We start from the raw sequence: 15,604 nt of genomic DNA on the forward strand, positions 1-15,604 counted from the left end.
TTACATTTATAATACTGTATAATCAATTAAATATTTGCTTGTCAGTGATTGTGAGCATTTGTTTGAGTTCGGTATTTGAGTTTATGTTTATTAGTTTAAAACAAATTTAATTAAAAAAAATTAAACTCTAAAGGCTAATGTTTTAATTCTGAATTAAATCGAATTAAATTCAAAAAAAATCTATCTCTGTAGAGATAGATTTGAATGTTATTTTTTGAGGAGTTTTGTCTGGTAGGTTTTGTCTCCGATTTTTAGGTTGATGAAGTATAATCCTTTTGGATATGCTGTAAGGTCTATAGGAGCATCTTTCAGTTGGGTAAAATGTTTCTCTACGACTTTGTTTCCTGCTACGTTGAAAACGGTATATGAGCCACTTTGGTTGGCAGTACGACTGTCTGATTTGATGTAAGCGATATCGGCTGTTGGGTTTGGATATGCAATGAGTTGATGATTCTGCTGTGCAAATTCTGTGGCATTGAGAACACCCCCTGCGAAATTGTAGAGGTAAGCGAATGCTTGGAAATATTGGTCGGTTACAATTTTATCGTGAATGATAAGGGTATTTTCATCATTTCTGGTTTCTGCAGAAGTGGACCAGTTGTGAGAACCTGTCAAGACTTGAGGGTCTGAACCGGCATTGTAATTGTCTACCAACATAAATTTATGGTGGAGAATTCCAGCTCCTGAATATTTTACCACTTTTGTTGTTCCGATAGCAGTCTGTAAAGCTGCAAAATCATTTCCTGTTGGGTTTTGACTATCGAAAACTGCATTGATGGTTGATAAACCTGAATTGTATTTATTGATTAAAGCATCGCGGATGTCGTCTCTAGTGATGAGCATATCTGCAATTTCTATATCTGTATTGGCTGAGTTGATGACATTCACAATTTTGGCTGTCACCCCATCAGAAGGGCTGAAATAGGCATTGACTACTTTGCCCCCAATCACAAAATTGTGAGGGGTATTGTCTGTTTTATATGGTCCGAATTTAGAAAGGGTGGTATTTGGTGTGAGGGAATTTGAGCCCCACATTTCTTCGAACTCGATTTTATAAGCTTGTGCTAAGGCTTGGTCTTGAATAGCAATGGCATTGTTTTTATCGGGACCATCAATTTGAACGGCAGTCCAGTTGGTAGAACCCGTCCACACCCAAGGGGTATTCGGGTCTGAGCTGTCGGCATCGAAAATGACAAATTTATTGTGCATAATACCATAGTCAGACGTTGTAGGACTAGGTAATTTTGGAATGGCAGGATTGAGCAAAGGAATCATCACACTAGAAGTGCTGCCGTCATAGATTACTCTTACTTTTACCCCACGAGCATACGCACTGTTGATTGCCCCTGCAATTCCAGTAGAACTATCTGGAGAGTAACTGTTGTAAATGGCAATATCTAGGGTGCTTTGACAAGCGTTGATGTAATCAATCAGTTTGTTATCCAGTTGGTCTGCCAAGTTTACAGCATTTTGATATTGTGCCAAGGTATTGTTTACGGTATGATTGAAATAGACATTCATCACTCCACTAGATGCTGATTTGGCTACAATGTAATTGGCTTTTGCAGTTCTGGAAGTATCGTCATTAAAGGTATATTCCAGTTTGATAACCTGTGCAGGATTGAGGCTGTCTAACACAAATGTGTTTTGGTTCGTTGCCTGTGCAATTCTCTTTTGGGTTTGAGTTTTGCCATCAAAAGCTTTGAGAGAAACGTCTTTATTGAAGGTTACTTCTATTTTATTGTCCTTGTAATGTAAGGTGTAATCTGATTCTTGAATCGTCTGAGCGTAAGTGCTCACACTGAATAATGCGGTTGCAAAAAATAAGTTGGTAAATGTTTTGTTCATATACTGCTATTTCTACAAATTTAAACAATATTTCCTTTGGCCATGATATGAAATAAAATGGTTATTTTTACTTTGAAAAATGAAAATATGGTGGAACTTACCTCAACGGAAAAGAAAATAATCGCCTTGTTGAAAAAGGGTCAACAACAGGCTGAAATAGCTGAATATTTTAGAAATAATGAAAGGTTTAATATTAATTCACAATCTGCGGTAGAGAAAGTCATTATGGGACTTAAAAAGAAGTTTGGTGTGAAAACGATATTTCAATTGGGTGTGGCAATTTGTAAGGTTGAAAATTGAGTTTTAAAGAAATAATTTATAACTTTGAAGTTCTTCGACAAATAGGGAAAAAATTGTGAGCTTTTGCTCATGGTTACCACTCATTTTTTGAGTGGTTTTTTTGTGGGTTTAAATGACTTCAACAACTGAAAATATCATTGACAAAGTAAATGATGGGTATTGTAATTTTTCTATTGTAATTTTTAGATAATTTCTGATATATACATATATATTTGTGCCATACGATAACTGTTTCTTTAGGTTATCATGGTTATTAGTTTTTGCCACCCGGTCATGGGTGGTTTTTTTATGCCTCCACCAGCCCCTCCTAAAGGAGGGGAGAAAATTGAAAAAAAAAGTTTGAATTCAATAGAAAATATTTTTGCAGTTGTTCTAGGCGATAGAAAACTAACTAAATCCGCTTTTTTTCTTGTTAAGGAGAAGCGGGGAAATTATAAGTTTAATTTTTCAAACCAAACTTATAATAATCATCTGGAAGTGCTTTTTCATTAAATTTTAATTTGCCTAACCAATAAAGTTTATCAAAATCACCTTGTTCATATGGAGAAAAGGTTAAATGGATATCTTCAGCTTCAGCTAATTTTTTAAAGTTGGATGGATTTTGTAAATAGCAAGCACAAACATCAAGTTCATCAATCGAATACATTCTATCGTGCATTTGTCTTCTACAATCTAAAAAGTCAAAAAAATTATTGATATGATTTTTCGATTTTAATTGTAACGTTTTTAAAAATACTTCTAAATCATCAATATAAACCGACCAAGGATAATCTATATCGTCTTCCTTCTCTAACAATAAACCTAAATCAGTTTGTATACAGCCAAATCTTTCTAATGTTACAACAATTGAAAATACATTATTGATTTCAGAAGGATTAATAGCTTGTAGTACTTTTTTACGATAATTTTTCAAATGAAAAACTTCATCAGAATAAAAGAAATCCTCTACTCTTTTACATTGATCAAAGCCATATTGAATAGAATTTTCAAAATCTGATTTCAATCTGTCAATAGCCTTATCTACGTCCCTAAAAGGCTCACGTAGTTTTGAAGCTTTAACTTCTATAATAATAGCATTTCCCTTATATATGATTAAAAAATCTTGCTCGTAATTATCAATTACATAATAATTCTCAAAAAAATTGGAATGTTTACTGGCAAAGAAAGATTTAAACATGTCACTAACCTTATTTTCTAAAGTTTTTTCTCTGTGCTTCCTTAATTTAACATTGGTATTATTATCATTAAATAGATGTGTATAAAGAATTTTATAAATAGCAATAGGTAATTGTTTACCATATAAGCTTAAATAATTACCATTAGAAAGTTTCAAAAACGGTGTCTTTTCAAATATACTTTCAGCAGTATAATATCTTATAGAATTGTCAGATACTGGCACTATTGAAACTAATTTTAGAAGTTTATCAACTTTTTCAGCATCAAGCCTATGATACAAATCAGATGCTGAAAATATTAAATATGCATATGTTTTATAATTAAATGAATCTAATGCATCTTGAATTTTCTTTGGCATTAAATCATATGAAGCAGAGACACTCATTTTGCCACCTTGAATTCTATCATTAAAATCTGCAAATTCTTTAGTAAACATAAACTCCATAGTTTGCTTCCCACGAATTAAAGAAATTAATTCAATCTCTTTACAAGCTTCAATAAGAAAATCAATATCAAACCCAAAATCTGAAGTTATCTTTTCATCAAAAGGAGAAAACACCCTTCTTAATTTCTCTAAATCCTGTTCAACATAGCTTAGCACACCATTATCAAAATGATTCCTAACAGCCATTTCGTGAATTACGGATTCTTTAGTATAATTATTTAAATCTTGTGGGTAAATATTTTTTTTTATCTCATCAAGTTTATCTGCAATTAGATGTAATCCATCAAATGGAAACTCAAACTTTTCCTTTCCTTTTTTGTCAGAAAATGCATTCAATGAAATTAAGTATAGAAAATCTTTAAGTTTAGAACCAAATCTATTTATTCCTATATCAGCTGCAGGGTCAATATTTTTTTTAATAAAAAAAGCTAAAGATCCTGCAAAGCTTTCGGTATCATATTGAGATACTAAATCTTGAAGTTCGTTTATTTTGTTTTCAATATCCTTCATATATTTCTCATTAGCTTTTTCAGGCTACATCTGTGTAAATGAAAAGGAGTTATTTGTATGAATATCTCCTTTATCATTAATTAAAAAAAGTGATAATATTTATGCAGATAAAAAAGCATTAAAAAGTTTAGTCCATTTGTCTACATATTCTTTCGGTATATCATCGGATTTTTTGTTTTTCAATTGAGCTTTTGCAGTCATTGATATCCCAACTTTCCAACACTTTTCCAATACGATTCCATTAGCCTTAGCAAATGTTTCGATTTGAGACACTACAGGAATTTTTTTATTGTAATTATCTTCAAAATCTACTTCATCTAAAGAATTGAAAAGCCTGTCAACACCTTTCTTTATCAATGAAAACGGAATCAAATCTTCCACTTCTGATTTTTCAATTTCGGTAAACTCTTTAACATCAAGTATTCTATTTTCCAATCCTTGGTACAAACCCGATAATAATTTTTTCTTCGCATCTTCACCACTCTTATCAGAATCGATAATCAAAAAAGGTATATCATCTGCTTTACTCGAAATCATACTAACAACACCTGGGACACCTTTTACACCACCTGATGGGACAAATACAATTTCTTGTTCTGGAGCAATCAGTTTTTCTCTAATCAAAAATCCTTTAATTGCATTAAGATAAAATTGGTCGGATGGCCCCTCAACTACAATAGCTTGGCAACCTTGTAATAAAACATCTGAGACACTTAATCCTAAAGCTGCGTGAACTGCATATATAGATTTTTCGTTCAGAGCATCACTACCTTGCCTTAAATTACTTGAAGCAACTGTATAGCCATCCTTATCCATAAAAACTACCCTGCATCTGTCTATATTAGAAGTATCAACAATAAATGGAGAATGTGTTGTATTAATTATCTGATTGCCTTGTGATAAATTATCAAAAAATACAGCAAGATCTTTTTGTGCTAAAGGGTGTAAAGTTAGTCCTGCTTCATCAAGCAATAAAATTGCCCCTTTGTGTTGTTCTTGGCTTTCAACTAGAAAGATTAAGTAAAAACTGATAAACCATTGAAGCCCTGTACTACGAAGTTCTAATGCTACTTCGTCAGTTCTAATGCTATCAGATACCCAAATACGAAAATAGTCGCCATCTGCTTCAAATCTAAATTTATATTCTCCCTGTTTCCACCATTCTCTAAACTTCTTCGTTAAATCACCTGAGGCTGATTGCAAAAGAATACTTCTTTCCTCTTTATCATTTTCGGCTTGTCTAATTTCCTCTGCTGTCGGTTGTGAATTTCCGTTTCTACCATTTCTAAGCATTGCCATTTCTTTTGGGTCTTGTCCTAGTTCCAAAATTTCTTTTGGATCTAATTTCACAAATTCAAAAAGCACTCTTAATGTCCTAACTTGTTCTTCGTTTATATCTATACCATCCACAGATTTCCCGTCTAACCACTTAATTACATTTGGAAGATATATCTTTGACGATAAATTTCCATAATTTGAATAATAAACAAATGATGGTAGTTCTGCAAGAATAGCTTTCTCTAAATCGACATCTTTAAGTGGTACAATAACATCTTCTTCTATTGGTTCTTCGCCATCCTCAACTTCTTTGGCTACTTTTTCTGTTTTCGTTGATTGTGGTTTTCCACTTGGAAATTCAAATGTGTAACTCCCATCATAAAAACGCGTAACAGTTATTAATTTATCTCCTTGTAAGCTACATCCAACTTCAGTTTCAATATTCTTTATAGATTCTTCCTCAAGCTCAAATTCTGCCGTAATAAATTTCACTTCTTCAGGAGTTTTTCGATAAGTACTTAGTTTAGAAACCGGCATATCGTGTAAAATGTCAATATTTCCCTCTCGTGCTGGATTTATCTTCCATAAAGCTAAAAGTAAGTTAGACTTTCCTGCTTCGTTAATTCCTACTAACGTTGTCACATTATCGCATTCAATCCACCCGCTATCAAGAATGGACCGAAAATTTTCTACTTTACCTGTTGTGCATTTAGGAATTAAGAAAGAAAAAGATTGTCCATTTGATTAAAAAATCGTATATTTAGTTGATTACCAAGTCATTAAATATATGAACAATCTCATTCAAAATTACAATATTATTTTAAAAGAATTGACAAATACTTGTAAACATATAACTACAACCAAGCAAATTAGGCTTCCAAAAATGTCTGATTTGGAACTTGTGGCACTTAATGTTACTGCGGAATACATGTCAATTAACTCTGAATTACAGCTGTTTAGATGTATTTCAGGAACCGATTTGGACGGAAAAATTGAAAGAAGTGTCTATAATAAAAGAAAGAGAAAACTTTTACCTTACATTGAAAAGATCAGAGAAACTTTAAGCAACAATTTTTCGGATTTTACCGATGTATTTATTGTAGATTCAACGCCAATTGAAATATGCAAAATTAGTAGAGCAAATCGCTCGGCAATCTGCGCAACAGATGAAATTAAACCTTCTTTTGGATATTGTGCTGCACAGAAGTCAAGATATTTTGGTTATAAACTTCATGCAGTTTGCGACAAGAATGGAATCTTTCATTCTTTCGATTTTTCACCTGCAAACGTTCATGATGTTAATTACCTTAATGACATTAAAGAAAATTTTCAGAATTGCCTGTTAATAGGAGATAGAGGATATATCAGCAAAGAAATTCAAATGGATTTATTCAACTATTCTAGGATAAATCTTTCAGTCCCAATGCGCAAGAACCAGCATAATTTTGTGGAGTTTTCAAGAACAAAATCTAAAATCAGAAAACGTATTGAGACCAATATCTCGCAATTGTGCGGACAGTTCACAATCAACACCAACTTTGCAAAAACATTTCAAGGTTTAGCAACAAGAATAGTATCGAAAATAACTTCTTTTACGATGATTCAATACCTAAATTTCTTCGTATTTAAGAGAAGTTTGAACAAATTAAAAATTAATTTGTGCTAAATGCACAATAGGTTCTACTTTGTATTTTTTTAATATCATATTGCTTATAAAGTTTATCTTTTCCAATTATATTTTCTTATTTTACTCTTCCTTCCCCTCAAAACTCTCCAACTCTTTATTTAACTCCTCTAATAATTGTTTTTGACTTGGTAGATAGAGTTCGTATTGACTAGTTACTATTTGTTTTTGGATTTCGGATAGTGTAAATTTTACTATTGCATCATTTTTATTAGCACAAGGAATTGAAGTCAAGGGCTGAACGTAGACTTCTTTGGCTATATCAAGGAAATTAACATGAGAGTGTTGGGAATATTTCCATATTAGTTTTATGATTATTAGTTCATTACAAATATAATAAAAGGAATGAAATAAAATTATGGGAAGTTGTAATTTTTTAAGATGGGGCTTCGACGGGCTCAGCCATCAGTTAAAGTTATGATGTAATGGAGGGATGAGGTGATGGAGTTATGAAAAATCCTTTTCCCTGAGCCTTCCTTCGACTCCGCTCAGGATGACAATGGAGGGATTTTTTGTTTTACGAGAAAGTTGGGATTAAATTACTCAGAAGTTTTGTGCTTTGGAGAGTTATTTTAAGGAGCAGAGATTAGAAACCGAGACATCGAGGGATATAATAAAATATCTTTAACACCTATAATTTTGGCAAAATAATATGATTTTGCCAAAGTTATATCTCTTTATTATATCCCAATTCTTGACCAGATTTGGGACATAATAGAAGATATTTCATTTTCGATTTACTACGCAATGTGTAGTATTTTGCGAATGAAATATTTGTTAAGTTTTGGCAGTAAATAGGATTCATTGCCGAAAGTTAATTTTACCTTTCAATACCGATTTTGGATTTTATATGATAGAACTTCGTTTGGTTTTCATTGACTCTTACCATTTTCCAATCACAATGAATGCGAATAGTTAGTTTTTTGGTTTAAAATTATTTTGGCAAACAATCATTGACTAACTTTATCCAATCTTTCAGTTCCATTTTTACATACTGATTTTTATAATATTCACCTACTATTTGTGCAGCAGTGAGAATTCTATTTGATTTAAGATAGGGTTCAATCTTTTGTAATAAATCTAAATCCGTAATTTTAGATAATTTCCCTTCAGATAAGTATTCAGTTGGAGATTCGTTTAATAATGAGTTTTTTGGGATATTTTTTAATGAATTAAATTTTAAAAAATCAATATATGCATCAAATGCGCATGAATACATGTTTTTGCCAATAATATTAAGTTCTTTAAACTCTTCTTTTTTAAAAAGTTCATGATGAATTCTATTTAATATCAATATATCATCAATAAAAAAAATTGAATTTAAATCTTTTAAAAAAAAATTATTTATTCCATTTGTTATTCTTCCTTTTAAGGCTCCAAAATAATTTTTAATTGATTTATCTGAGAGCATTCTATGATTCTCAAGATAAAATAAAAATTCATCTTCAAGGCTGTCTTTGCGATAAACAATCTTTTCAAATTCAGGAGTCCCGAATTCTGTTGAAAAAAAGGAATGGATATTTTCAAAAAAATCAATCAAGCTAGTTCGTTTAAAAAAAACTGGTGTGTCTCCATTTTTTAAAAGTCTCTTAACAAATTCTCCTTCTTTGACTTCTGATTGAAAAAAAGATCTAGAATAAAATGAAACACTCTTACCTACATTTAACCTACTTTTAGCAACATTAAAGTTCCAACAAACATATACGTCATTAATCCCATCATATCCTAAAAAAATAAAAGTTTTAGCAGATTTCTTAATTTCCTCAAATTCTTTTTTTATTGGAAGTTGAGCTCTTGTTGTTTTATCTCTATCGCTAAAATATGCACTTGATATGTTTTTTATGTAAACATAAAAATCTTCATTTTTAAATGACATCAAGAAGGGTTGTGAGCCTGATTTATAAACAAAATCATCACTTTTATCTAAAATCTCTCTAGCTAGTTCTAGAAGTTTCTCTGGCTTAATTTTATCTATATTTTTATACTCATTCATAAGCCTAAATTTAAAAATAAAGGATTTTCACTAAAATTATTTTCTCCTAATAATAGAGGAGAAACATTAGTTAAATCACAATCAAAAGACACATTAGATATTTGAGATGGTATATTTTGATTCAGTATTTTTGGAATCACTTCGCTGTTGTAAAAACACAATGAATCTTTTGCTAATTGATAATCAAAAAATATATCTCCTAATTTTTCAAAATCACTGCCAATTGTTTTATAGATTATTTCATTCAACCTCAGATGCTGATCAATATTCTTCACTTTTGAAACAATCTCATCTCTTAAATTCAGTATACTTTTACCAACTCCTGTTTCAATAACAAAAACTGATGCAATCATTAACCCAGATCCCATATTGGGATTAAGTTGTTCTATGGAAAACCGATGAATACGATATTGCTTAGTAGTAGACTTAACTTCCAATTTATCTTGACCATCATTAAAGTCGTATTTGTCATTAGGTGAAATATGCCACGAAGCAATTAAATATTCTGGATTCTTAGCGCTGTTTATCACTAATAATTCAGACCATAAACCTTGAATTGATTTTACTGGTGGTTTGGTAATGCTGCTAAATAAATCTATAACTTTTCTAATTTCGCGATGTAATTCTCTTTCAGTGGGAATTGAAGGAAGTTGCTGTAAAATAATAGAAAATACATCTGTAAAATATTGTTGTAAATCTCTGTTCAAAGTTTTTAACAGAACAATGGTATAGACCTCATTAGAATTTATATTACCTTCTTTAATTCTACACTCTTGTGAAAATAAAACTGAAATAAGTTCTAAATTGATATCTATAGATGGTTGAGAATTATCACATTTAACAAAGAATAGAGGAAATCCTTCTTCAGATACACCAATTTTATGGTAATCTGAAAATGGGACCGTATCTACAGAAATATAACCTTCTGCATTTCTGTTTTTATGCTGAAGGTCAAGAAATTTTTTATAACCTGAGGTTTCCATATTATTCATCGTCTTCTGGTTCAAAATATTCAGGTTCTGAATTTGTGTACTTTGTTGCAAAATCTAATGGATAATAGATTGCAATTGTATTAATAACTTTCCCAACAAGTCGGTTTGTTTGATTACAATCAAGTTTTACTTTATGAATTTGTATACAAATAGAATCCTCAAGTTTAATTTCTCTATCCCCTGGATAAGTTTCACTACCACTTGTTGATCTACCTGTAAACAGTTGATCTATTTTTAAAGTATCTGGATTAAAATTACGTCTACGATATTCGCTTTCATATGCCATTTGTATAAAATGAACATGGGTAATAGGCTTTTCAGATTCAGAAGATAGATATTGCAAATATCTTATTGTAGCTTGTTTTCTGGCTGTATCAGCATAATTACCAAACTTAAACTGAGTTAAAAAATCAATAGCTTTTTCAACTGAAACCGTATAAATTTTATGTTTTCTATCTTGTGTTCCATATTGTGGGTTCCAAAGTTCAAATTGATTAGCATCTAAGAAATCGGATACCACCTTTTTATTTGGTTCTATAGAATACAAAGCATTCATAGCATGCCAACCTTTCATTTTTGTTTGAACAATATTGTATGGCAGAATATTTTTTCTAGTCGCATTAAGTTTTTCAGCAAGCATCAGTTGTCTTTCAACATTCTCAAGGCTATCATTATTTTTCAACCATGTTCTCATTTCTTCCTCATGTTCCACATAGTCTACATACTCAATGATTGAATCTGTAGGCAAATAAACACGACAAGATTTTAAATATTTTTGTTTGTATCCAAAAAATCTACATCTCTGTTGTATCGTATCTGCATTGGACTTTCCTTTTGTGTATCTGGGCATATAAGTAACTGCTAAATTCTCAACCGTAAAACCACGATTTAGCATATCTGCACCCACGAGAATATGAGAGGAAGAACTTTCCCAATCTACTTCAGTCTCTGCGTCAGAATCACTTATAATTAAGTTTATTTGTGTGTCATTTATAGCATCAGCAATAAGGAGTTTTATTTCATTAAAAGAAGGTAAATTATCTTCAATAGAATAAAATTTCGTTGCTTCTTTTTCATAAATTTCTTTAAATTCTTTATCTAAATCTTCTCGACCAATATCTCCATCTTCAAGATTAAGAATTGTCGTCCATCTATCAATCAATTCACTTACCCAAGTGTGAAAAAGTCTGCTTACACCTTTCTGACGATCTGCATGAACCATCATGGAAAGAAATTTTTCTTTGTTCCAAAAATTAGTAATTAGGGCAACTCCTAAAATATAAACCTGTAGAGCTTCTTTTAATGATTTTGGTGGAAATTTCAATGGGTTATCTTTATAATGAAAGACTTCATTGTCTGGTATTGAAATTATTAAATCTGGGAAATCTTTAAAATATGTTTTACCACCAGTGTATTTTTTGCCGGGTGTAAGAACAGTATGGCTCTCTGGGGAAAGCAAATCCATTATACTTATTAGCAGCGGACCTTGTGGTGTTGCCGTATATTGAACATATGAATGATTAGGAATTGCGGCTCTTAGATTAAGAATACTAGCATATGTACTTGATTCTTTATTGTCTGTTTCTTCGTCCCATTCAGAAGAAGTACTCTTCTTTTTGCTGTTAGCATAAGAGAAGCCATTCAATGATGCTTGGTCAGCTTCATCATCAATAATCAATACTCCTTGCTTATCAAGTTCTTTCTTAATAGGTTGAGATTTAAAAATATCTGCAAGTTTGTTGATATGATCATAATGTTTTAACAAAGTTATTAAGACCGTTGGTTTAGATGAGAGTCTTAATTTATTGCGAATTTCGAGTATTTTTGAATCTGTTGGATTTTCAAATATTTTATAAGCATTATTCAAAGAACTGCTTGTTATCAAATCTTTTGTTAATCTTTTTGTAGTCTGTGAAAGTAAATTATTTTTTGTACCAGCTAAATAAATTACTATTCTGTAACCGTTATCTGCAGCTAGAGCTGTTAGTGCTGTAAAAGATAAAGTTTTCCCACTTTGAACGTAACCAACAGTAAGATGAGTAACATCTTGTTCCTGATTTAATTGGGGGTTTGTACATCTAGATAGAATGTGAGCGGTTTCACTTACTAAAGAATCAAACTCGTCCTCATCTAAGAAGTCTTTTAGCCTTAAGCCCAAATCATTCATTTTCTCACCAATTACAGGTTTAAATTTTATCTTTTGGCTTGTTGGATGTAGTATTTTGATTTCCATAAGCTGTGTTTATCTATTGAACAATGTAATTATTGAAGTTGGTTCTAAATTCTGAAGGGTAAAGCATGCTTTTTTTTGTTGCAATAAATTCTGCAATAGCAAATGATTTGAAAATCTCAATTATAGGTTGATAATCATTTGCTTTTTTGAATTGTTCAAACCTACTAAAAAAGGGATGTGCCAAATTAATTTTACAAATTAATACAGGGACTTCTATGACTTCAGTTTTTTGTATTTCTTGCTTTACGGCATACAAAGCATCAGACTCATCTTCATTTATCAGATCTACCTGAAATCTGTACGTAGTTCCATCAATTTCAAAATAATCTTCTAAAGTTTCTAAAGCTTTAGCCTTAGCTATTTTTTCTTCTTCAATTGCAATATTTTTTTTGTCTTTTGAAGCATCTTCAACCTTTTTTATTTTATCTGTCAAAGGTTCTTTTTCAACTTCTTTCTTTTGAGTCTTTACAATTTTAGCGGCAATTTTAGAATTTTCTTCTTTTGTCTTCACACGATAGTTATCTGCTTGACTTAGAAGATTGAAATTAGGATCACGAAGTTCCTCGCGCAAAGCATCAATAAATACATTTAGATTTTCTTCATCAGTAAAACCATTTTTATTAAATGTAACATCAAATCCTGATAATTCTAATTCACCAAATAGTCTTTTGTATCTAAAATTACCTGGAGAACCAAAAATTGAACTTGGAAAGAAGCGATCTTCGTCACCTCCTACAATTACACGACCTCTCCTAAGAAGAACAAGACCATTGGCATTATTTTGTATAGTTTTTAGAATCGCTATGAAACCTTTTGCTTCGTACTTTCCTAAATTAAAATTTATTTCTTTTTTCCATTGTATATCTTGTCCGCTTGGATTACTATAGAACGGTGCTTCAAGGACTTCAAAACTAGGAGCCACTAATTTTTCTCCATTTACAATAATATTAATTTCATTATTTCGTAAAAAGACTCTATAAATGCTAGATAAATGGCGTCTCACTTTGTCCATTTGATATGGAGAAGGTGCATTATGAGACAAATTTGATAAGATAATTTCGGTGTAATGTAGATTAGAATTTTTATTAGTTTCAAATACTATTAAATCTTCTTTGTTCTCTTTTATAACTTTATGTAAATCAAACTCAGTATACCTCTCTACATTTTCTCCAATTGCTTTTGTTCGAACACTCCATTTGTCTGCTAGCCAAATGGAAGCTGTTTTCATCCCCATACCAAACTCATTTAATTTAGTATTATCTAAAGGAATATTAGCTGGTTCAAAAGCACGAAGATAATTTTGGTGATCTATACCTCCAGCATTATCTTTAATGATAATTTGATTATTTATTTGATCAACATCAATACTCACTTCAAAAACATGATGAGGATTTTCCTGAAGAATTCGTTCTTTGTTGTCAAGATATGATTGTACAGAATTGTCAACGTACTCACTTAAAGTAAGTGCTACTGTATTATTTAAAGCTCTAAATGTATTATAGACACTTGGCTGTAATGCTATGGATACTTTTTCTATCTGGTTCATGATTTGTTAGTAGTTTTTCAGCGATTAATTTAACCAAATCAACATTAACTGCATTACCAAAAGCTTTAAAAGCAGTGGGAATAGTATATGGATATTTTCTTAAATTTTGCATACCCTGTAACTTCGCAGCTTCAGTAATAGTCATGTATCTACCGTATAATTCTTCATCTGCCTCTAATGATTCCTTAGGAAGTTTTACCCAAGGAAAAATTGGTATTTGTGTAGTTGTTAATACTAATGCGGGAGAATAAGTTGGTTTTTTGACCCTAATCCCTGATGGTCTGAATTGAATAATTTTATTATATATTGTTGGATTATCTTCTTCACCACAATTCCATTCAAATTTTTGATGGCTATTTTCAAAATCAATTATTTTTGGAATCCATTTATCTAGCCATTCTTTATGCTGGTTATAGAAGTCACGATTTCTTTTGATAAATTGAATTTTCCATTTAGGAAATTTTTTAGTCTTATCAGTTATTGCATAAACGGGCAAATGAGAAAGACACTCATTCAATGTTGACCCCACAATCTTTTTCCCTAGTTTTCCTCGCTTATTTTTCAATTGTTTCATTGTTTGATAAGCTGGAGCAATTTCTTCATAATCATAATCTGCACCAAATTCCATAGCCCATATTGGAAAAGTAGGCATTGAACCCCCATGATTATGTAATTCAGTTACAAACTCTTGCCATATTTCAAGATGGTTTCTTGTTTCTTTTCGTAAATGCATAAAGTCTAAAGCATTCTCATCCACAATTGCCTTTATATTACAATCATGTTTCTCTGGTACTGGAAATTTAAAGTTTTTAAGAGGAAACTGATTATTGCTTTTTTTTAATTTTCCCACAATATAAATTCTAAATCTATGCTGTGGAGTTCCAAACTGATGAGGAGATAAAATCGCTTCTTTAACTTCATATAATGAGGATAGCCTTTCATGAATTACATTCCATGTATTACCATAATCGTGGTTCTTTAAATTCTGTACATTCTCCAGAAAGACATATTCAGGTTTATGGTATTCAAGAATTTCCATGATATTATTAAACAAATTCCCTCTATCTTCTGTAAATCCTAATCTTTTCCCCGCTTGAGAAAAAGGTTGACAAGGAAAGCCCCCACAAAGAATATCATGCGCAGGTATATCATTTACTGATATTTTTGTAATATCTCCAAAAATGGGAGTTTCTGGAAAATTTTCAGAATACAATTTTTGTAAATCGGTTTGTAATTCACTTGCAAAAACACATTCATGTCCTAAACTCTCTAAAGCCAAATGAAATCCTCCTAAACCTGCAAATAAATCTATAAACTTCATCTAATTATTTATCTTATCTAGATTTTTTTTCCTTAATATCAATTTATTTTTTTTAACAGATATTAGAAATATTAAGTTCCAATATATTAGTTTTCTACAAATATATCAAATCCTTTTCAAACACCATTACGGAAAAACGTATTGCGATAAAAATCATAAAACCCCATCATTTTTCTCCCAATCAAGTTAGGGTCAAGCTACTCAAGTTTTAGGTTTGTTCGTGGTTTGTTCGTCATTTATGGTACTTTTCCGAGGCTGATTATAAAGAAACACGAAAA

General features: G+C 31.2%; 10 protein-coding genes. 2 read left to right on the forward strand and 8 right to left on the reverse strand.

Translation table 11 applies throughout. The features are described from left to right. Window positions 1-207 precede the first annotated feature (207 nt). Complete coding sequence (locus tag EB819_RS07715) at window positions 208-1,848, reverse strand: phospholipase D-like domain-containing protein (RefSeq protein WP_069798793.1); 1,641 nt, start codon at window positions 1,846-1,848, stop codon at window positions 208-210. 57 nt (window positions 1,849-1,905) lie between these two features. Here EB819_RS07715 and EB819_RS07720 point away from each other — a divergent pair, with 57 nt between their 5' ends. Further along, window positions 1,906-2,148, forward strand: coding sequence for a helix-turn-helix transcriptional regulator (locus EB819_RS07720; protein WP_069798795.1), 243 nt, complete (start codon window positions 1,906-1,908; stop codon window positions 2,146-2,148). A 439-nt stretch (window positions 2,149-2,587) separates the two neighbouring features. On the opposite strand, the gene EB819_RS07725 is transcribed toward EB819_RS07720, so the two are convergent. Together EB819_RS07725 and EB819_RS07730 are read right to left on the reverse strand one after the other, a co-directional pair. After that, window positions 2,588-4,279: a hypothetical protein gene (locus EB819_RS07725; protein WP_069798799.1), complete on the reverse strand. Its 1,692-nt coding sequence runs from the start codon at window positions 4,277-4,279 to the stop codon at window positions 2,588-2,590. Window positions 4,280-4,378: 99 nt separating this feature from the next. Then, on the reverse strand, window positions 4,379-6,274 hold the full coding sequence (locus EB819_RS07730; RefSeq protein WP_124878716.1) for an AAA family ATPase: 1,896 nt from the start codon (window positions 6,272-6,274) through the stop codon (window positions 4,379-4,381). A gap of 70 nt (window positions 6,275-6,344) precedes the next feature. On the opposite strand from EB819_RS07730, the gene EB819_RS07735 reads away from it, so the two are divergent. Next, on the forward strand, window positions 6,345-7,223 hold the full coding sequence (locus EB819_RS07735) for an IS982 family transposase (RefSeq protein WP_069797575.1): 879 nt from the start codon (window positions 6,345-6,347) through the stop codon (window positions 7,221-7,223). 952 nt (window positions 7,224-8,175) lie between these two features. Here the strand turns inward: EB819_RS07735 and EB819_RS07745 are convergent. From EB819_RS07745 to EB819_RS07765, 5 genes are read right to left on the reverse strand one after another with little or no spacing between them, the layout of a single operon-like run. Next, window positions 8,176-9,234: a hypothetical protein gene (locus EB819_RS07745; protein ID WP_069798801.1), complete on the reverse strand. Its 1,059-nt coding sequence runs from the start codon at window positions 9,232-9,234 to the stop codon at window positions 8,176-8,178. Further along, window positions 9,231-10,217, reverse strand: a complete 987-nt coding sequence (locus EB819_RS07750; RefSeq protein WP_069798815.1) for a PD-(D/E)XK motif protein — start codon at window positions 10,215-10,217, stop codon at window positions 9,231-9,233. The genes EB819_RS07745 and EB819_RS07750 overlap by 4 nt, the downstream gene beginning before the upstream one ends. Before the next feature lies 1 nt (window position 10,218). Beyond that, the gene (locus EB819_RS07755) at window positions 10,219-12,459 is read right to left on the reverse strand and encodes a Z1 domain-containing protein (RefSeq protein ID WP_069798803.1); all 2,241 of its coding nucleotides are present in this window, start codon (window positions 12,457-12,459) and stop codon (window positions 10,219-10,221) included. Between the two features lie 13 nt (window positions 12,460-12,472). Beyond that, complete coding sequence (locus EB819_RS07760; protein ID WP_069798805.1) at window positions 12,473-14,005, reverse strand: ATP-binding protein; 1,533 nt, start codon at window positions 14,003-14,005, stop codon at window positions 12,473-12,475. Further along, window positions 13,956-15,326 carry a DNA cytosine methyltransferase gene (locus EB819_RS07765; RefSeq protein WP_069798807.1) on the reverse strand — a complete coding sequence of 457 codons (1,371 nt, stop codon included), beginning with the start codon at window positions 15,324-15,326 and terminating at the stop codon, window positions 13,956-13,958. Before EB819_RS07765 ends, EB819_RS07760 begins: the two co-directional genes overlap by 50 nt. Window positions 15,327-15,604 lie beyond the last annotated feature (278 nt).

The organism is Cloacibacterium normanense, from assembly GCF_003860565.1.
In the GTDB taxonomy this organism is placed as follows: domain Bacteria; phylum Bacteroidota; class Bacteroidia; order Flavobacteriales; family Weeksellaceae; genus Cloacibacterium; species Cloacibacterium normanense.